Genomic DNA, 18,786 nt, shown 5'->3' with positions numbered 1-18,786 from the left:
TGATTCGAGTAACTAATTCAACGAATGTTTTTTTAATATATCTTGATATATTCCATTAGATTTTATTTCTTCAAGCCCTCGGTTGAATCGCATAATCAAATTTTTCCCAGCAGGATTCTTCTTCGAAACAAGCAGATACACAGGTTCATTCTGCAAAGGAGCCTGAACCTCGCCGAATTCATGTTCCCTACCAGTCATAAGAACACTGATCAGATAATTTCCGACAACTGAATCCTCTGTCATCAAGTCAATATACCCCTTCACTAACATCATAATTCCATTGGGTGCGTTGCTGACCAATTCCGTATTCAACCCCATTTCAGTCAATTGCTTTCCATAAAAATACCCACGGCATATACCTATTCTGTATTTCATTAATTCATCTAGGCTGTTGTAACTAATTCCATTGGGGAAATTCTTTTTATGATAAAAAAATGAATACCTTTGAATATGCAACGGCTTGGACAGCCAGGAATATGCTTCGGTTTCATTCCGCCTGACCCACGGATAAGTACCAATGACTTCCCCACGCTCAAAACTGAGGAAAGCCCGTTTCCACGGATAGAACTTCAACTCTGTTTTCACGCCGACTTCAGCAAAAGCTGAATTAACAATTTCACTGCATATGCCACCATCCAACATATATTCTGACGTATATGGTGCCCACTCCCCTGTCGACAGCATAACATTTTCATCGTCAGCATAACTGGATGTCATCATCAATTGAAATATCAATAACAGACTTAAAATTTTGAACATCCGGGCCAGCAGCAAAACACTCCTCCTACCTGAAATAGAATATACAGACTTAGTGGAAAGATATCATGTTCATAAGGTTAAGTCTAAACGAATCATTTAATAGGCCGTGCATAACTATTGGCTTGATTTCAAAAGAAAGCCCCCGGAACCGATGTTTCCGGGGGCCTTGAGGCAATCGTTATAATAACTCTTTATTCGCCGAGATATGCCTTCTGGATATCCGGATTATCAAGCAGCTTCGAAGCTTCATCTTCCATGACCACGTTTCCGGTTTCCAGAACGTAACCGCGATGGGCCATGCTTAGAGCAACCTTTGCGTTCTGCTCCACCAGAATTATAGTCGTGCCTAATTTATTGATTTCATTAATGATGTCAAAAATCTGCTTAACGATAAGCGGCGCAAGTCCAAGCGAAGGTTCATCCAAAAGAAGAACCTTCGGGCGACTCATGAGCGCGCGCCCAATAGCCAGCATCTGCTGCTCACCACCGGAAAGGGTTCCGCCGGCCTGCCTGCGCCTTTCGCGCAGGATGGGGAACATAGCAAAGACCCGTTCCATATCGTCTGCAATCTCATTGTCATTGCGGAAGAAGGCCCCCATATCGAGGTTTTCTTCAATGGTCAGCCTTGGGAAAATACGACGCCCTTCCGGAACCTGACAGAGGCCCATGGACGGCAGGTTGTCAGATGCAACTTTATTGATGCACTTGCCCTTGTAATAAATTTCCCCGGCAGTAGCCTTAACGATATTGCAGATGGTCATCAGGGTGGTGGACTTCCCGGCACCGTTAGCGCCGATGATGGAAACGATCTCCCCTTCCATGACCTTGATATTGATACCTTTCAGGGCCTTGATACTGCCATATCCAGCATGGACATCACGAAGTTCTAAGATAGGTTCTGACATGGCTTAATCCTTTTCCGCCTTCATTCTACGTTTGGGAGGCAGTAACCCCTGCGGTCTGAAGAGCATCATTAAGGTCATGACGCCACCGAAGACCAGCATGCGATAGAGTTCGAAATCCCTGAAAATCTCCGGCAGGGCGATGAGAGCCAGTGCGCCGAGGATAACCCCGGGGATGGACCCCATACCACCGAGAACAACCATGGAAAGAACCATTGCTGATTCAAGGAAAGTAAATGATTCCGGGCTGACAAAGCGCATACGTGCAGCATAAAAGGCTCCGGCCATACCGCCGAAACATGCTCCAGAGCAGTAAGCCAGCAGTTTCATATAAAAAGTAGGAATCCCCATAACTTCGGCGGCAGTCTCATCTTCACGGATGGCCTCCCATGCACGCCCGATCCGGGAATGGTTTAGACGATAAACCGCAATGATGGTAAAAACCACCAGCGCCAGAATTACATAGTAAATCAAGGAAAGTTTCTTGAGCCAGAGATGTTCAAGGGTAAATCCATTGGCAAAGTCAGGCCAGTATATGCCCGGAGCCTTGATCCCGGTGATCCCGTTGGGACCATTGGTCAGGCTCATCCAGTTATTGAACACCATACGCACGATTTCCGCAAAACCCAGCGTTACGATGGCTAGATAGTCACCACGCATACGCATGGAGCAGTAACCGATGATGCAGGCCCCAAGTCCGGCAACCGCCGCACTGAGAGGCAGGCAGATCCAGAAAGCCAACTTATAGGAAACCGAGAGCAATGCATATGTATATGCACCAAGTCCGTAAAAAGCGATGTAACCGAGATCAAGCATACCTGCGAGACCCACAACAATATTCAGGCCGAGGCCGAGGCATATATAGATCATGCAGTTGATGGCAACGTCCTGAGCATAGCGACCGAAAAGATGCGGATACGCCATTGCAAATGCCAGTATAACAAAGGCCCAGACCGCAAACGGCAGAGTCGAAGTGGCTTTTTTCACTCCACCGACAGCCGCTCCGACAGGCTGGGTAAAAAACTTGAATGCCCCGATGCTGTTCAACTGTCTTAAAATCAAGAGAAATGAACAGCCTGCTGCAATCTTCCACCAGACTGAAAAGGTAGTCGCTACTTCCAATCCTTCAGGCTTTACTCCAAGCAGAGGCCAGAGCAGGACGAACAGCCAGATCATCCCAACGCCTAAAGAAGTCCAGTGCTTTTTAAACTCTGGTATCGTCAACGTTCTCTCCCATGATTCCTGAAGGTCTGAAATAAAGCACTCCGATAAGGATCAGGAATGCGAAGACATCCTTATATTCACCGGAGATATATCCGGCAGCGAAAATTTCGACCATACCGATGATAAATCCGCCTATCATAGCCCCGGTGATATTACCGATTCCGCCCAGAACTGCGGCCGCAAAGGCCTTGATGCCCGGCACAAAACCCATATCATAACGTACAGAGCCATAATAAAGGCCGACCATGATCCCCGCCGCTGCAGCCAATCCGGCACCGATAGCGAAGGTCAGGCTAATGATACGGTTGGAGTTGATACCAACCAGCGCAGACATAATTTTGTCCTGTGCGGTTGAGCGCATGGCCTTACCGATGCGGGTCTTAAAGACCAGAAAGTTAAGGGCCACCAGCAGAAAGGCGGTCAAACTGACGATGAACAGCTGCATGTAAGAAAGCATGACTGTCCCGAATTCAAATCCACCCTGAGTCAGTTCGGTGGGATAGGGTCTGTCATATACACCCTGAGTGAGCATCAGGCCATTCTGCAGAAAAATTGACATACCGAGCGCAGAAAGGAGCACCGAAAGCCTTGATGAGCTTCGCAGCGGCTTGTAGGCCACTTTCTCAACTGCCATGGCTAGCATTGCGCAATAAGCCATCGCTAAAATGAGCGAGCCGGACAGGCAGACCCATGCCGGAGCCCCCTGCGCAAGCAGGTAACTCATGAAGATAACACCGACATAACCGCCAGCAGCAAAAAACTCGCCGTGGGCAAAGTTAATGAGCTGGATGATGCCGTACACCATGGTATAGCCCAAGGCGATCAGCGCGTAGACACTGCCGAGGGTGATACCGTTGATGAGTTGCTGAAAAAAATATTCCATGGAATTCCGGGGGCTGTGCGTAAAGGTCCCCGCCCTTAGAGACGGGGACCGTGATTTAAGTACTTCTAGTAGAGCTTACCGGTTGCGGGGTTCCAGTAGTTAATGAACTTGCCACCATCAACCTTACGGATAATGTAGTTGGAGCCGGAGTCTCCATTAGGCTTGAACTTGATGTGCTTGGTTGCGCCATCGTAATCAAGCTTCATGAGTTCAGCTTTAACTTTATCAGGATCGGTAGATCCGGCAGCCTTAACAGCCTTGAAGTAAGCCATGGCGGAGTCATAAGCATAACCGGAGTATGCACCGGGCTCACCGTGCTTAGGCTGGTACTTTGCGTAGAATTCTTTGTATGCAGGTGCATTGCTGTCGATGTAACCGAAAGTCAGGTAAACGTTTTCAGCTGCATCTTTTGCAATCTCAATAAGCTGGGGATGGTAAACAGCATCCTGTGCCAGACGTGCAGCCTTGATACCCATGCGCTTGGCCTGAATAAGCATCAGAGCACCGGTAGCAGAGTTCTGCATGGACATGTAGAATACATCAGGATTGCTGTTTTTAACTTTAGTCAGGATAGCGGAAAAGTCTTTGTCGCCCTGGTTTACGTGCTCGTGTCCGAGAACTTTGATTCCAGCGGCCTTACACATTTTTTCAACACCGTCAGCCAGTCCCTGAGAATAAGCTGTCTTATCGTCAACGATATATACGGACTTGGCACCAAGTTTCTCCTGCATGAACTTGAGAGCGATAGCACCCTGGTCATCATCACGACCGCACATGCGGAACATGTAAGGCAGACCGCGGGAGGTAACTTTTTCATTGGTGGAGGCCGGAGTGATCATGACGATGGATTCTTCATCAAGCACTTCAGAAGCAGGCAAAGTCGCACTTGAGCAATATGCTCCGACAACGCCGTTAGCTTCTTCGTTGATCAGTTTGTTTGCAGTTGCAACAGCCTGACGGGGTTCGCATGCGGTATCCTGAGGCAGGACCACGATTTCATCAAAGCCGGGGATTCCACCGTTTGCTTTAACAACTTCCACTGCTGTGAGCACACCGTTTTTGATGTCATTACCGTCAGCTGCGTAGGGTCCGGTCAAGGGTCCCATGGTTCCGACTTTGAGTGTTTTCGCGAACACCATGCCTGCACTCAGCATCAGAATTGCTGCGACAAGCATAGCTGTCATGATAGAACGTTTCATAAAATGAGCCTCCCTAAAGTGAATAGTTAGTTACCCAGATATGCCTCAATTACAGCAGGATTCTTCTGAATTTCTTCAGGGTTCCCCTTTGCAATCATTACTCCGTGATCAAGAACCACCAAGCGCTGGCAGATACCCATGACAACTTTCATATCATGTTCAACCATCAGCACATTAATGCCTCTTTCAGAGATTTTTCGGATCGTTTCCATCAACTCCGCACTTTCCGCCGGATTCAGCCCTGCTGCAGGTTCATCAAGCAAGATGGAACTAGGCTCGGAAGCCAGTGCCCTTGCGATCTCAAGCCTGCGCTGATGGCCGTATGGAAGACTGGACGCCACCTCATCAGCATATTCATCCAGCTCCGCAAAACGGAGCTCCTCCATAGCCTTTTCCTTGATCCGCGCTTCCTCCCTCTTCTGGGCCGGAGTGCGAAAAATAGCGCCGAAGACCCCGCAAGAGGAGCGGGAGTGCTGAGCAACCATTACATTTTCAAGGGCGGTCATGTTCTGGAACAGACGAATATTCTGGAAGGTTCTGGCAATGCCTTTATGGAGCACCTGATACGGCTTAAGCCCGGTCAATTTCTCGCCGTTATACTCCACGTGTCCACCGGAAGCTGAATAAACTCCGGTAATCACGTTAAAGACTGTGGTTTTGCCAGCGCCGTTGGGACCGATCAGCCCCACTATCTCTCCCGGCATGAGAGAGAAGTTAACCTCTGCCAAAGCCTGCAGTCCACCAAAGCGGACGCTCACGTCGTGTAAATGAAGTTCTGCCATATTGGACATACCTATACACATTATTCTTCTTGAGATCAAGGCAGAAGACGTTTTTTATTCCTTACTAGCCCGATCTAAAGAATTAATATTCGCAACAACAATGTTTTATCGAGAATAAAACAATCCAACTGATTGCAGGATCAGTATCAGTACAAATTCAAGAACAATACAGTTGATTACCTGATCAAGGAACAGTAGAATACATTTTTTACTATATTCTGTATTCTAGTACTTTTCTCTAACATTAGTATCTACATCTACTGATTCACATTTAATCATACAGATTATAACACTTAATAAAAGACTTTTTTTGCTTACAAAATTGTCCATATATTTAGCACTATTTTCCATATTTGGCTAATTTCCATCTAAATCATTGCGCTCTGGGCTTTAGCTGACATTTTATCTCTAAAAATACACTTTTCATGAATTAAATTCGAGTTTTTTCTTAAATTGCATTGCAACGACTTTTTTACATCAGTAATTGAGTTCTCACTTATGTAAAATTTTTCAAAAAAAATTTTATTCTGTAAGGGCTTAAGCAAAAAAATAGGCCCTGTCCGCATTGCGGACAGGGCCTTACGTACTTCAATTGAATGAAGCTAAGAGGCTTTTACCGGCCTACCAGCTGTCATCACCGAAGGGATCGGAACCGAAGCCGAAGTCTTCAGCAGGAGCGCCACCGGTTTCGGGAGCGCCAGCGTCAGCAGCACCGGCAGCAGGAGCAGCGCCTTCAGCAACAGCACCAGCTGCAACAGTTACTACGCCGTGCTTTTTAACGTCTTCGATCATCTTGAGGAGTTCATCAACCTTGCCGATGTACTCTTCAACTTTTTCCTGGGAAGTAACGATGACTTTGTCGCCTTCGTCTTTACCAGCAGCTTCGAAAGCTTCACACTTGCCTTTGTACTCAGCCATGGCTTTTTCGGTTTCACCGAGTTTGCCTTCAGCAGCAGCAAGTTTGGTTTCCAGATCCTGAACTTTAGCAGCCTGTTCAGAGATGGTGGAACGGTATTCAGCGAGCTTTCCGAAGATAGCGTCAACCTGAGTCATAACGTCGCCGGGAAGTGCGCCAACGGATACGTTGTCGCCGAGGCCGGTAACCTGACCGGTTTTCATTTTAGCCAGTTCAGGATGCTGTTCGTAGATCCATGCTTTTGCAAGAGCTGCTGCAAAAGGTTCGAATTCAGCATCGATATCTTTCTGAGTCATGTAACCCAGAAGTTCCTGTACAGAGTTGTTGCTTTCGCCACCCTTGATGTAGGACACAAAAGTGCTCATGGGGAAAGTTTTGCGTGCTTCAGACATGGTTAGTTCCTCCTTGCTCTATTACAGAGTAAAAGTCTTTTCTTCACGGACCGGCATGGGCAGACGGCCAATGTATCTTGCATAAGTTAAAGCTGCAGTCCTGTAGACGAGGTGTCCAAGCTTGGACCACGGCAGATAGACAAACATCATGAATACGGCGACCAAGTGTACGTAGTACATGGGGTATGCGAGAATTGCCACGCCGAGGAGACGCAGAAGTTCACACATGATACCAGTTACTGCGACGGTCCAGATCAGGCCGAGCAGGTACCAGTCATAGTAGCTGGATACGTGTACGGACTGGTCCTGATTCAACCTACGTTTGGTCAACAGTACGAGGGAGTAAACCAGCAGTACTGCACCAACGTTGGCCAGAATCTTGATCGGGTGCCACAGCGGCATGGGGGTATGGCCGATGGGAGAGAGGAAAGGAATAATCTTTCCACCCCAGTGGGTTACAGCAACCACACCGGTTACAATCATCAGGCAGATGAATGCGAGCATAATGTAACGGTGACCGTTGAACTTCTGTTCGTCGGATTCATCGTTTTCGCCGCACTCTTTCCACTTGGAGTGGGTCAACAGTTCGTTTTTGCAAACGTCGATGAAGCACTCCAGCATGCTGGGCTTTTCAGATTTGTCACCTACAGCAAAGACCTTAGGCTGGTCCTTGAAGGATGCAATAAGGTTCTTCACTCCCTTGTAGAAGGTCCACGCCATGAAGCCGAAGGCAATCATGAAGATGGGGTCAATGGTGAAGTCGCCGGGGAACAGATGTCCGTAGACGATTTTACCATCTTTGAGAGGGAAGAAGGAACCGCGTACTCCCGCCATGATGAACCAAATCACCATGTAGATAGCTGCCGGAATAGCAATAAGCTTGGGCAGGTGCTTGGGAGAACTCATCCACTCACCAATAATGGTGGGGGTCATCATCTTCTTATAGGCCATGTTACGCAGTCCTGCGAGCAGGTCTGCAGGACGAGCGCCGCGGGGGCACAGGTCGGAGCAGGTACCGCAGTTGTGGCACAGCCAGATATCGATGTCAGTTTCAAGTTTGTCTTTAAGGCCCCACTGAGCCCAAACCATTTCCTTACGCGGGTAAGGATTATCGGCAGGCGACAGGGGACATGCTACGGAGCAGGTAGCGCACTGGTAGCACTTCTTGAGGCTATCGCCACCGACTTCCTGCAGTTCCTTGATGAACTGAAGATCCGGTTTAATGCGAATATCTTTTTCCATATCGCGTCTACCTCCTAGTAGCCCTTGAACGGGTTAGGACCGATCTTGATCATCTCGCTGACAAAGTTATCGATCATGTCGGGAACTTTGTCGTATTCATCGATGGCAAGTTCAGCCTGAACAACACGCTCGGGTTCAACGCCAAGTCTGTTCAGAGAATCAGCGACGTTTTCCATACGGCGGTTACAAAGCTCAGACCCCTTCATAAAGTGGCACTGGTAGTCTTCACCGTATTTACAACCGAGCAGCAGAACTCCATCAACACCCTTGGACATAGCATCCGCAATCCAGATGGTGTTTACAGAGCCGAGGCAACGGACGGGAACGACACGAACATAGGGAGACCAGCCTTTACCGCGCATTGCTGCCATATCGAGTGCCGGGTAGGCATCGTTTTCACAGGCCAGTACGATAAAGCGGGGACCGCCGACTTCCATATCATCAGGCACGTCGACCTGTTTGATCATGGAACCGATCATGTCGATGTTATAGTTGTCGAATCCGATTACGCGCTCAGGGCAGGCACCCATACAGGTACCGCAGCGGCGGCAACGGGACGGATTCGGCATTGGTGTTCCTTTTTCATCATCATCAAGTGCGCCGAAGGGACATTCCTCGGTACAACGCTTACACTGGGTGCAGCGCATGAAGTTGAAAACAGGATAGGTGGTGTCACCGGAGCGGGGGTGAACAGCAACGCCATGGTTGGAGGAGTTGATGCACTGGATCGCTTTCAGGACAGCACCTGCTGCATCCTCACGAGCCAGTCCCATGGACATGGGCTGACGGACACAACCTGCGGCATAAATACCGGTACGGCGTGTTTCGTAGGGGAAGCAGATGTAGTTGGAGTCTGCGTAACCGTCGAACTGCTGGAGATCGGGGAATGCAGGCCCCTGTCTGTATACGAGGTTGATGGTCGGATCGTGCGCGGTGGTGGGAACCATACCGGTGGGAACTACGACCAGTTCAGCTTCGATTTCAATATTTTCACCGAGCAGGGTGTTGCTTGCGCAAACAACCATTCCGGCACCCTCTTCCTTGATGGAAGTTACGGTACCTTTAGTCAGCATAACACCGGGGTTATCCTGTGCTGCACGGTAGTATCGCTCGTTTACACCAGGAACCATCATGTGATCATAGATGATGTAAGCAACAGCGTCGTCATTCTTTTCGCGTACGTAGTTGGCCTGCTTGAGGGCAACGAGACTGCTCAACTCAGAAGTGTAGGGAAGGTGCTTGTAAGATTCCATGTCTTCGTAGACAAAAGTTTCTTCAGCTTCTTCGCCTTCTTCAGCCTTGGGAGCTTCTTCAGCTTCCTCGGTGGAATCAGCAGCAGCGGCTTCCTGAGCAGCGAATTCAGCTTCACTGAGGCGGGTATCAAGAACGAAAGCAACAGACTTTGCAGTCATTTTGCCTTCCTTGACCATGGCTTCAAATTCAGCAGCAGTCACAACCTTGGAAGAACCGTAACCCATGGGCTCTACGTATTTGGTATCCTGGGGAACCCAACCGGTAGCCAGAACACATGCACCAACGGGCATCTCTTCAACAGAACCACCGACTTTTACTTTAGCAGTGTACTGGCCGGGAGCGCCTTCAAGAGCTTCGAGCTGTGCAGAAGTCAGCACTTTAATTCTGGAATTGGACTGAACTTCAGAGATCAGAGCCTCAATGCCAGTTTCATGTGCTTCAGTATAGGGGTAGGAAAGAGGGAATGTCTTGTACATTCCGGCAGCCTTACCACCAAGATTGGCTTCCTTTTCTACCAAAATTACGTCGTGGTTGGTCTTGGCAGCATAGAGAGCTGCGGTAAGACCGGTGAAACCACCACCCATAACCATGACGACTTTGTTGGCGTCGAAAGCCTGAGATTCCTGCTCGTTGGTTTTGAGCAGCTTGGTAACACCCATTTTGACGTATTCGTTTGCCATTATTTTGAGGAGCTCAGGAACTTCGCCTTCCGGATCGGGCATGGTGCCGTCGGGATTCCTGAAAACCTTGATGCACTGTTCACGCAGGTTGACTCGTTCGACTGCGACATTGTCAAAGTCGAAAATATCCCAGTCAACGCGAGGGCTAGTGCCGCAGATACATACTGCGTCAACGTTGCCAGCGTCGATATCTTCCTGAATGAGCTTTCTTCCTTCCTCGCTGTTAAGACGCGGGTGCACCTTTACGACCGGACACTCGTTCGCGTAAACGCGACCGACCAGTTCAGCCATATCTTCAGCGTTCAGGTAAGGAGATACGCTCGCTTGGTCGAAATAAACACCGATTTTTTCGGGCATGTCGACTTACCTCCCTATCACCGTTTGGATCGCTTTGAGAGCGGCAGCAGTACCGGACTGGGCTGTCTTCATGACATCCAGAGGCTGCTTTGCACACCCGGCAGCGAAAATGCCTTGTTCCTCACCGCCGACAATAAAGCCCTGATCGTCAACCTGTACGCCGGAAGGAACCGGGGTACCTGCAAGACTGGGCTGCATACCGGTAGCCAGAACTACGAGATCATGCTCGTTCTGGGACTTAATACCGGATTCAGCATCCTCAACTGTGACGAGAACATTGCCGGAACCGGATTCTTCGATAACTTCAGCAACTTTACCTTTAACGGCGTTGATTCTGTCATCGGAAAGAATGCGTTTGGCAAACTTATCGTAACGTCCTGGAGTACGCAGGTCGATGTAATAGATGGTGACCTTTGCATCAGGGTACTGATCACGTACATATGCAGCCTGCTTCAGGGAAGCCATGCAACAGATGTAGGAACAGAAGTTGAGGTGGTTTTCATCGCGGGAACCCGCACATTGTACGAATGCGATGTTTTTGGGCTGTGCACCGTCAGAGGGGCGCACAATCTGACCGTCGGTAGGTCCGCTGGGAGCTGCAAGTCTTTCCATCGCCATGTTGGAAATACAGTTCTTTACGGTACCTGCACCGAGGTTGGAAAGTTTGGTAACATCGTAAGGCTTCCAGCCGGTAGCGTAGACGATGGAACCTACATTAAGTGTGATGACCTTTTCCTCTTCTTTCAGGTCGATTACATCGACACCTTCGAGGAGTTTGAGATCTTCATCTGTGCAATTTTCTTTTTCAAGAACGTATCTAGCGGGGAACGCGAAAGGTACATCCATGTAAAGAGCCTTGCGGTCACAGAGTTTGAACTCAAATTCATCGGTAATGTCATTGGACAGTTTCTCGATGACGTCAGTGAGCTCAACACTGCCGGGACCCACATATCTGGGCTTGATGCGAACCTTGACTTCGTATTCGCCTTTGGAACCGCTGATGGATTCCACTTCAGCCAAGGTAAAGAACTTTACGTTCTTGTTGTTTTTGATTCTCTGAAACTGAATCTCCAGTCCGCAGGAAGGAGGACACAGCTTCGGAAAATATTTATTCAGCTGCATCACCCGGCCACCCAGATACGGCGCCTTCTCCACGATGAAGACTTCATGGCCTACTTCAGCGGCTTCGAGTGCAGCAGTGATACCACTGAACCCGCCGCCTACGACAAGTATGCTATTTGACATTCTCTATCCTCCTGAACTCTTAGAAGCCCTGAGCCTTAAAATGGCCCAAACCCGGACACCGACCGAAGGGTCGCAATACGGATTCAGACCATTTCAGTGCAAGCCGTAAAAGAACGGCTGCGGGCTTTAAGCCCGCAGCCGCGTATATCATTCCCGGCTTAGGTGGGGATGATCTGGTGGTATGCTCTTTTGAATACGGTGGTTTCACCTTTTTCAACGTCATACTTGGAGTTGACGAAGCATTTCCACTTGGAATCATCGAGACCCATGAAGTCACCGCGGTAGTAGAAACCGGGGTAACGGGACTCTTCACGGAATTCAATGTGCTGCATGTGCAGGCGTACAGTCCACAGTCTGTGGAACTGCTCCCAGCAGCGCATGAGTTCGTGGAGGTCACGAGCAGCCAGTTTTCTGGAGTCTTCTTCGAGCATTTCGAGAAGGTGGAAACCGGTGTGCAGGAGAGACTTAGAAGTCACGTACATGGTACCAACACCACCACCGTATTCATCAGTTGCCTTAACAAGGCGCATCATGAAGTTCTTGGGAGTGATGTAGTTGGGGTTAACTACGGGGTCGGTAGAGATGCCTTTACCTTCTTCGTAGGTGTACCAAGGCTGGTAGATCTCTTTAGCGAGGTCAGCAGCATTTTCTTTGATAGCGGGTTTGAAGTCTTTGTGATCAACAACCCAGCGTACCATCTGCTTACCAACGATACGGCCTTCAGCGTGAGAACCGGAAGAGAACTTGTGACCGGATGCGCCAACACCGTCAGCACAGGTCCAGAGGCCGTTAACGGTGGTCATACGGTTGTAGACTTTACCGTTGTCAGCTTTAACTTTGTAATCTTCGGGAACCCAGTCTTCGTCCGGACCGGAAGTCCAGATACCGCAGCAACCGGAGTGAGAACCGAGGAGGTAAGGCTCGGTGGGCATGATTTCGGAACCGGAGTTTTCAGGTTCGATGTTCTGACAAGCCCAGAGGTTAGCCTGACCAACACACATATCAAGAAAGTCTTCCCAAGCTTCAGACTCGAGGTGCTTCTGCTCTGCGGGGGAGAGTTCTTTGAAAGTGTTCTGCAGTGCGGTAGCGGTATCCATGTAGATGGGGCCGCGGCCTTCACGCATTTCACGGAGCATCATGTGGTTACGCAGACAGGTCGGGATAACGTGACCTTTAGCGTAGCCGCGATCTTCGTAAGGCTTGAGCATTGCGCGGTTAGTTTCGCAGTAGTCTTCGCCTTTGTAGTTGGTTGCTTTAGCTTTGAAGAGCAGGAACCATGCACCAACCGGACCGTAACCGTCTTTAAAACGAGCGGGTACGAAGCGGTTTTCCATCATGGTCATTTCAGCACCAACCTGTGCACACATGGTGTAGGTGGAACCAGCGTTCCATACGGGGTACCAAGCACGACCCATACCTTCACCAGTGGAGCGAGGACGGTAAACGTTAACTGCACCACCACATGCAACAACAGCAGCGTTACATTTGAAAACGTATACTTTGTTTTCACGAGTGGAGAAACCTACAGCACCAGCGATGCGGTTGGGTTCGTTAGCGTCGAGGAGCATTTTAACGATGAAGATACGTTCCATGTAGTTTTCTTCGCCGAGAGCCATTTTAGCTGCTTCAGCAACGATGCACTTGTAGGATTCACCGTTAATCATCATCTGCCAGCGACCGGAACGAACGCAAGCGTCGCCGTTACGCAGGGAGAGACCAGCTGCTTTAGCAGCTGCACCGTCGAGGTTCTTACCGTCTTTTTTGATCCAGCAGGGAAGGCCCCACTCTTCAAAAAGGTGAACGGAGTCATCAACGTGACGGCCGAGGTCAAAAATAAGGTCTTCGCGGACGAGGCCCATGAGGTCAGTACGAACCATGCGTACGTAGTCATCAGCGTCGTTTTCGCCAAGGTAGGTGTTGATAGCGGAAAGACCCTGTGCAACAGCACCGGAACGTTCCATAGCAGCTTTATCGAGGAGCATGATGGAGATGTCGCCACCAACTTTTTCGATCCAGCGCATTGCTTCATAAGCAACACCGCAGTTACCCATACCACCACCGACGAGGAGCAGGTCCACGTCTTTTTCTATAAGCTCAGGTTCTGCGAGAGCAACACCTTTGGAAGCTTCTTTACTAGGGAGAAGAGGCATGTTTCCTCCTTAATTAGGTTTTTTAGATTACGTGAATTAATACACCTAAGACAAAAGCTTAGCAGTGATTAATCCAGATCCTTCCAAGCAGTAGTCTTGTCTGCTTCAGCAACGTCAAACTTCTGTCCGAGAACTTCTTTGGGGGTAGCCAGTTCAGTCTCAGTGAAGAGGAGCTCGTTGTCGAGGTCAGTCGGCTCGGGTTTACCTTCATAAGGTTTGATAGAACCTTCAGGGGTAGTGCGAATGGGGAACTTGAAGCGCTTTACGTTACCGTTACGGAATTTAACGGTCCACATGATGTCTTCAGCGGAACGCATGGGGATGGAAGTACCACCCATGGGTGCGAAGTCACCGTAGGGACGAGCTTCAATAGCGCCCTGGGGACAAATTTTTACGCAGGAGTAACACTCCCAGCATCCTTCGGGTTCCTGGTTGTAAGCCCGCATTTCTTCGGGATCCAGGATCATAAGATCGTTAGGGCAGATGTACATGCAGGCGGTTTTTTCTCCACCTTTACAGCCATCACACTTTTCCGGATTGACAAAGGTCGGCATACCTAGTCCTCCTAAAAGGGTTTAATGTTATCAATCACCGACATCCTATAACCATTTATAATCTTGCCTAAAGTTCAAGGCTCGTGAAATTAGTAACTATCAAGCCCCTCACTCGGTGTCAAGGCGAAAGTGAAATTTAGAACAAGCTAATTTCAAATCCGCTATATAAACGGCTTAGAAACACTGTCGCCCAGTCCTCCGAACAGTTCGAAAACAGCTCCGAGCTTTTGCGACAAAACAATAATGTGTTCCATCATGGATTGGTATTTAGTTCAATCTAGCCTTTAATTGCAAGCCTTTTTTTCAGATTGTGGGATTTTCTTCACAACAGACATAACAAACCGATTTTACACAGCAACAACATAGACTTTTCCCTGATATTCTCTAGACAGACTCCAAATAATAGCTACATATAATATGAAACATAAAAGACACTTTCTTGACTTAAAACACAACAACAAGCACTCACCTACCACTCTCTATAAAAAACCACTCAAGACCAAACCGCCCACTCTTAACTACACTTTCCCATCAAAACAATATTACTATCACATAAACATCTAGAATAAAACGGATTTCATTGAAACTATCATTTTACACCCCACTTTCTCCACTTAGACTAAGTGAAAAATTTCACTCTATTTCAATTTTGCCCTTGACATTTCTTTCACAAACCATTCATAACCCCTCTTAAGCTTTATGGAGAAAATGCCTTTTAGGACTATCCTAGAAGCTCGCTCCATGATAATGGTTTTTACGAATTTTCGTTCCGCAGACCCGCTTCAATTCAGAAGCGCAGCCTCCACCAGTATACCCGGAGGCCGAAGATCTCTGATCCGGAGGTCTTGCGGAAGGGCCAAGGTGTTGAAAAAAATAATTACTACAAGGAGACGTAAACATGTCTAAGCTCGTAGCCCCTCACGGTGGTAAAGGTCTTGTATGCTGCCTGCTCGAAGGTGCAGAACTCGCTGCTGAACAGAAAAAAGCAGAAGGTCTCAAGCAGATCGAAATTTCCGACCGCGCAAAAGGCGACCTCATCATGATGGGATGTGGTGGTTTCTCCCCCCTGAACGGCTTCATGGGTAAAGCTGACTGGAAAGGCGTTTGTGAAAAATTCCTCATGGAAGACGGCACCTTCTGGCCTGTACCGGTAACTCTCGACTCCGACGATGAAGACGTTAAAGTTGGCGACGAAATCGCTCTCGTTAACAACGGTGAAGTATACGCTACCATGCAGATCACCGAAAAGTACGAAATGACCGAAGAAGACAAAAAGTGGGAATGCTACGAAGTCTTCAAAGGTGAAGGCGAAGAATCCGAAGATTCCATCTTCTGGAAAACAGCTCTTGAAGATCACCCTGGTGTTCAGATGGTTATGGCTCAGAAAAAGTACAACCTCGCTGGTCCCGTTAAAGTTCTCTCCGAAGGTGAGTACCCCGAACAGTACAAAGGCGTTTACCTGCGTCCCGCAGAAACCCGTGCAATGTTCGACGAAAAAGGCTGGTCCACTGTTTCCGCTCTCCAGCTCCGTAACCCCATGCACCGCTCTCACGAATTCCTGGCAAAAATCTCCATCGAAGTTTGTGACGGTTGTCTGATCCACTCCCTGATCGGTAACCTCAAGCCCGGTGACATTCCTGCTGAAGTACGTGTTAAAGCAATCGACACTCTCGTTGAGCACTACTTTGTTAAAGAAAACGTTATCCAGGCTGGTTACCCCCTCGATATGCGTTACGCAGGCCCCCGTGAAGGCCTCCTCCACGCTACCTTCCGTCAGAACTACGGTGTTAACCGCATGCTGATCGGTCGTGACCACGCTGGTGTTGGTGACTTCTACGGTCTGTTCGAAGCTCAGGAAATCTTCGACAAGATTCCTTACGCAACTGAAGCTTGCCCCGAGCCCGGTAAAGCTCTCCTTTGTGAGCCCATGAAGATTGACTGGACTTTCTACTGCTACAAGTGCGACGGCATGGCTTCCCTGAGAACCTGCCCCCACGAAAAAGAGTCCCGCGTAATCCTTTCCGGTACCAAACTGCGTAAGGCTCTCTCCGAAGGCGCTGAAATCGTAGATCACTTCGGTCGTGACGAAGTTCTCGTACAGCTCCGCGAATACTACGAAGGCCTCACCGAAAAGGTTGAAGTCAAAATGCAGGGCGCAGCTTCCGGCGACGCAATGTAATTTAAGTAGTATCACTACTTGCTTATTCAGGGGGGAGGCGGTTTTCGCCTCTCCCCTTTTTCTTTTCATTACGGGCGAATAGGGCTGCATTTTTACACCGCAAATCAGAGGGGTTGCCCATTGGGAGAAATCGCGCTATTAAGGTGGACTTCTCTATATCACATTTCAGGAAACAAAAATAATGCCCGAATATAAAAAATTTGAACGTTCCGGCGGTGCTGCACCGCGTAGACAGTCCCTGCTCGACGAGATCAAAGAGCTGGACGCAAGACTTCTTTCCCTCGTATCCCGCAGAAATTACCTCATGGGTAAAGCTGCATCCAAGCGCAAGCAAAAAGGTTTGCCCCTCGGTGATCCGGACATGGAAAGACGCATCTTTGAAACATGGTCTGCAGAAGCCGGTCACAAAAAGTTCGACCTTAAAACAGCTCGCCGTGTTTTCGAACAGCTCAACAACCTTGCTTATGCCGGAGTTGCCAAGCCCGAGACACGCAAGCTTTCTACATATGTATTGTCTCCGCCTCAGAAGCCGGTGAATGTAACCTTTGACGGTCCCGGATCCCTTTTCCAGTCCAAACTCTGGATCGCACTCAGTGCTGCTGCCGGAGCTGAGGCTAAAATGGCCCCCTTATGCGTCAATGACGAGATCACCGAACTGATCAAATCTCTTAACCAGGCGGGAGCACATCTTTCATGGGATGGAGAGACAATTGAATCCCGTTCAGGTGAAGGCATCGAGTTTGAAGAAAAGCTGATCTTTGCCGGCGACAATGCAATGACCATGTTCTTGGCCATTGCATTCGGTCTTAAGACTGTAGGCAAATTCAAAATCGCTGGTGGCCCTATCCTCAAGCAGTACGATTCCAGACCTCTGGCAGCGGTTCTTTCTCCGCTGGGTGCAAGGCTGAACACCCTTGACCTGCAGAGCCACGGATTGCCTGCTCGCCTCGAATGCGGCGGACGCATGGCATCTTCCATTGAAATTTCTGAAGACATTCCTGCTGAATTTGTCGCTGCGCTGGCTCTGGCCGCCTGGACCTATCCTCAGGGACTGACACTCAAATTTGCTGAAAGCTGGCACGGTGCTGAACTTCTTAAAGAAGTTGTTACTGTGCTCAAAAAATGCGGCGTTAAAGCGGAACTCAGCGAAACAGAATGCTCCGTTCCCGCAACAAAGGCTATATCTGTTCCCGAAGAGCCTGCCATTGCTCTTGAGCCAGAACTTTGCGCTGCTCTGCTGGCCATACCCGCATTCAGCAATGGACAGGTAACCCTGAACGGTGTCTGGCCCAAGACTGAGACCGCAGAAGATGCGCTCCAGATCCTGAAAGCTGGCGGCCTTGATATTAAAATTTCCAAAGGAAGCATCACTGCAACCAAGGGTGAAGCTGCAGCTGAAGCATCCTTTGACTTCGGAAATGCAAACGACCTTTTCCCCGTTGGTCTTGCCCTTGCGGTAAATTCACGTTCCGAATGCAAGGTCAGCAACATTGCTGACGCGGTGATGTTTGAACAGGGCATTGAACTGCTCGAACGTCTCGGTATTAAATATGAACGTGGAGACGAAGAACTCACTGTTCTTCCCGGCAGACTCAAATGGGATGAAGCATGGTCTGCACCAACTCCCTTCTTCGGTATTGCTCTCGGTCTCATGGCCTGGATGCGTCCCGGTATTTCCCTCGAAAACCCCGGCGACATCTCTGATCTCTGGCCTCGTTACTGGACCCTTTACAACAGCCTGCCGGAAATCAACGGACTCAAAGACCCTGAGGTAAAGAAAAAAGATGAATCAACAACCCGAAGAAGAATTAAAATCGATTAGCATCCCTGAGATCGAAGTAGAAATTGAAAACTTCAAGAAGGAATTGGAAACTTGCCAGCAGCGCACTAAGAAGCTGATGGCAAGTGAAAATCCTTCTGAAGGGATCTTTTTTGCCAAAGAGATCTTCGAATCACAGCAGGACAAACTGCGTCTGGAAGCAGAGATTGACATCCGTCAACGAAAAATAAACCGAATGCGCCTCGGAATGGAAGGATAATAGATCCCCGCCCACTCGTAACAGCTTTA

General features: G+C 48.8%; 15 protein-coding genes. 3 read left to right on the top strand and 12 right to left on the bottom strand.

From position 1 onward, the window contains the following. Window positions 1–12 precede the first annotated feature (12 nt). From ACO05Z_RS00355 to aprB, 12 genes are all read right to left on the bottom strand, one after another. Window positions 13–774: a substrate-binding periplasmic protein gene (locus tag ACO05Z_RS00355; protein ID WP_421899225.1), complete on the bottom strand. Its 762-nt coding sequence runs from the start codon at window positions 772–774 to the stop codon at window positions 13–15. A 176-nt stretch (window positions 775–950) separates the two neighbouring features. Next, window positions 951–1,664 carry an ABC transporter ATP-binding protein gene (locus ACO05Z_RS00350; protein ID WP_421899223.1) on the bottom strand — a complete coding sequence of 238 codons (714 nt, stop codon included), beginning with the start codon at window positions 1,662–1,664 and terminating at the stop codon, window positions 951–953. 3 nt (window positions 1,665–1,667) lie between these two features. Beyond that, entirely contained in the window at window positions 1,668–2,837 is a 1,170-nt protein-coding gene (locus ACO05Z_RS00345) for an ABC transporter permease subunit (RefSeq protein WP_421899221.1), read from the bottom strand. Window positions 2,838–2,865: 28 nt separating this feature from the next. Then, window positions 2,866–3,768 carry a branched-chain amino acid ABC transporter permease gene (locus ACO05Z_RS00340; protein WP_012765830.1) on the bottom strand — a complete coding sequence of 301 codons (903 nt, stop codon included), beginning with the start codon at window positions 3,766–3,768 and terminating at the stop codon, window positions 2,866–2,868. Between the two features lie 65 nt (window positions 3,769–3,833). After that, on the bottom strand, window positions 3,834–4,967 hold the full coding sequence (locus ACO05Z_RS00335) for a branched-chain amino acid ABC transporter substrate-binding protein (RefSeq protein ID WP_421899218.1): 1,134 nt from the start codon (window positions 4,965–4,967) through the stop codon (window positions 3,834–3,836). Window positions 4,968–4,993: 26 nt separating this feature from the next. Next, the gene (locus tag ACO05Z_RS00330; RefSeq protein WP_421899216.1) at window positions 4,994–5,749 is read right to left on the bottom strand and encodes an ABC transporter ATP-binding protein; all 756 of its coding nucleotides are present in this window, start codon (window positions 5,747–5,749) and stop codon (window positions 4,994–4,996) included. Window positions 5,750–6,370: 621 nt separating this feature from the next. Next, window positions 6,371–7,057: a hypothetical protein gene (locus tag ACO05Z_RS00325; RefSeq protein WP_421899214.1), complete on the bottom strand. Its 687-nt coding sequence runs from the start codon at window positions 7,055–7,057 to the stop codon at window positions 6,371–6,373. A gap of 21 nt (window positions 7,058–7,078) precedes the next feature. Continuing rightward, complete coding sequence (gene qmoC, locus ACO05Z_RS00320) at window positions 7,079–8,299, bottom strand: quinone-interacting membrane-bound oxidoreductase complex subunit QmoC (protein ID WP_421899212.1); 1,221 nt, start codon at window positions 8,297–8,299, stop codon at window positions 7,079–7,081. 14 nt (window positions 8,300–8,313) lie between these two features. After that, window positions 8,314–10,590, bottom strand: a complete 2,277-nt coding sequence (locus tag ACO05Z_RS00315; protein WP_421899210.1) for a hydrogenase iron-sulfur subunit — start codon at window positions 10,588–10,590, stop codon at window positions 8,314–8,316. Between the two features lie 6 nt (window positions 10,591–10,596). Further along, window positions 10,597–11,835, bottom strand: coding sequence for a CoB--CoM heterodisulfide reductase iron-sulfur subunit A family protein (locus tag ACO05Z_RS00310; RefSeq protein WP_421899208.1), 1,239 nt, complete (start codon window positions 11,833–11,835; stop codon window positions 10,597–10,599). Window positions 11,836–11,993: 158 nt separating this feature from the next. Then, on the bottom strand, window positions 11,994–13,985 hold the full coding sequence (gene aprA / locus ACO05Z_RS00305; protein WP_421899206.1) for an adenylyl-sulfate reductase subunit alpha: 1,992 nt from the start codon (window positions 13,983–13,985) through the stop codon (window positions 11,994–11,996). 68 nt (window positions 13,986–14,053) lie between these two features. Beyond that, complete coding sequence (gene aprB / locus ACO05Z_RS00300) at window positions 14,054–14,539, bottom strand: adenylyl-sulfate reductase subunit beta (protein ID WP_012765822.1); 486 nt, start codon at window positions 14,537–14,539, stop codon at window positions 14,054–14,056. An 898-nt stretch (window positions 14,540–15,437) separates the two neighbouring features. Here aprB and sat point away from each other — a divergent pair. The 3 genes from sat to ACO05Z_RS00285 all read left to right on the top strand — a co-directional run bounded on the left by sat (window position 15,438) and on the right by ACO05Z_RS00285 (window position 18,757). Beyond that, window positions 15,438–16,718, top strand: a complete 1,281-nt coding sequence (gene sat, locus ACO05Z_RS00295; RefSeq protein ID WP_421899203.1) for a sulfate adenylyltransferase — start codon at window positions 15,438–15,440, stop codon at window positions 16,716–16,718. A gap of 181 nt (window positions 16,719–16,899) precedes the next feature. After that, a complete protein-coding gene (locus ACO05Z_RS00290) occupies window positions 16,900–18,540 on the top strand; it encodes a chorismate mutase (RefSeq protein ID WP_421899201.1) in 1,641 nt (546 codons plus the stop codon). Then, entirely contained in the window at window positions 18,503–18,757 is a 255-nt protein-coding gene (locus tag ACO05Z_RS00285) for a hypothetical protein (protein WP_421899199.1), read from the top strand. The genes ACO05Z_RS00290 and ACO05Z_RS00285 overlap by 38 nt, the downstream gene beginning before the upstream one ends. Window positions 18,758–18,786 lie beyond the last annotated feature (29 nt).

This window comes from Maridesulfovibrio sp. (assembly GCF_965230075.1).
Taxonomy (GTDB): domain Bacteria; phylum Desulfobacterota; class Desulfovibrionia; order Desulfovibrionales; family Desulfovibrionaceae; genus Maridesulfovibrio.
Note: the sequence above shows the minus strand (reverse complement) of the source record. Positions and strands in the feature narration are given on the sequence as shown.

Coding starts and splice junctions, on each gene's coding strand:
- ACO05Z_RS00350 (WP_421899223.1), bottom strand. CDS start 1,664: ATGTCAGAACCTATCTTAGAACTTCGTGATGTCCATGCTGGATATGGC.
- ACO05Z_RS00345 (WP_421899221.1), bottom strand. CDS start 2,837: ATGATCTGGCTGTTCGTCCTGCTCTGGCCTCTGCTTGGAGTAAAGCCT.
- ACO05Z_RS00340 (WP_012765830.1), bottom strand. CDS start 3,768: ATGGAATATTTTTTTCAGCAACTCATCAACGGTATCACCCTCGGCAGT.
- ACO05Z_RS00335 (WP_421899218.1), bottom strand. CDS start 4,967: ATGAAACGTTCTATCATGACAGCTATGCTTGTCGCAGCAATTCTGATG.
- ACO05Z_RS00330 (WP_421899216.1), bottom strand. CDS start 5,749: ATGGCAGAACTTCATTTACACGACGTGAGCGTCCGCTTTGGTGGACTG.
- ACO05Z_RS00325 (WP_421899214.1), bottom strand. CDS start 7,057: ATGTCTGAAGCACGCAAAACTTTCCCCATGAGCACTTTTGTGTCCTAC.
- qmoC (WP_421899212.1), bottom strand. CDS start 8,299: ATGGAAAAAGATATTCGCATTAAACCGGATCTTCAGTTCATCAAGGAA.
- ACO05Z_RS00315 (WP_421899210.1), bottom strand. CDS start 10,590: ATGCCCGAAAAAATCGGTGTTTATTTCGACCAAGCGAGCGTATCTCCT.
- ACO05Z_RS00310 (WP_421899208.1), bottom strand. CDS start 11,835: ATGTCAAATAGCATACTTGTCGTAGGCGGCGGGTTCAGTGGTATCACT.
- aprA (WP_421899206.1), bottom strand. CDS start 13,985: ATGCCTCTTCTCCCTAGTAAAGAAGCTTCCAAAGGTGTTGCTCTCGCA.
- aprB (WP_012765822.1), bottom strand. CDS start 14,539: ATGCCGACCTTTGTCAATCCGGAAAAGTGTGATGGCTGTAAAGGTGGA.
- sat (WP_421899203.1), top strand. CDS start 15,438: ATGTCTAAGCTCGTAGCCCCTCACGGTGGTAAAGGTCTTGTATGCTGC.
- ACO05Z_RS00290 (WP_421899201.1), top strand. CDS start 16,900: ATGCCCGAATATAAAAAATTTGAACGTTCCGGCGGTGCTGCACCGCGT.
- ACO05Z_RS00285 (WP_421899199.1), top strand. CDS start 18,503: ATGAATCAACAACCCGAAGAAGAATTAAAATCGATTAGCATCCCTGAG.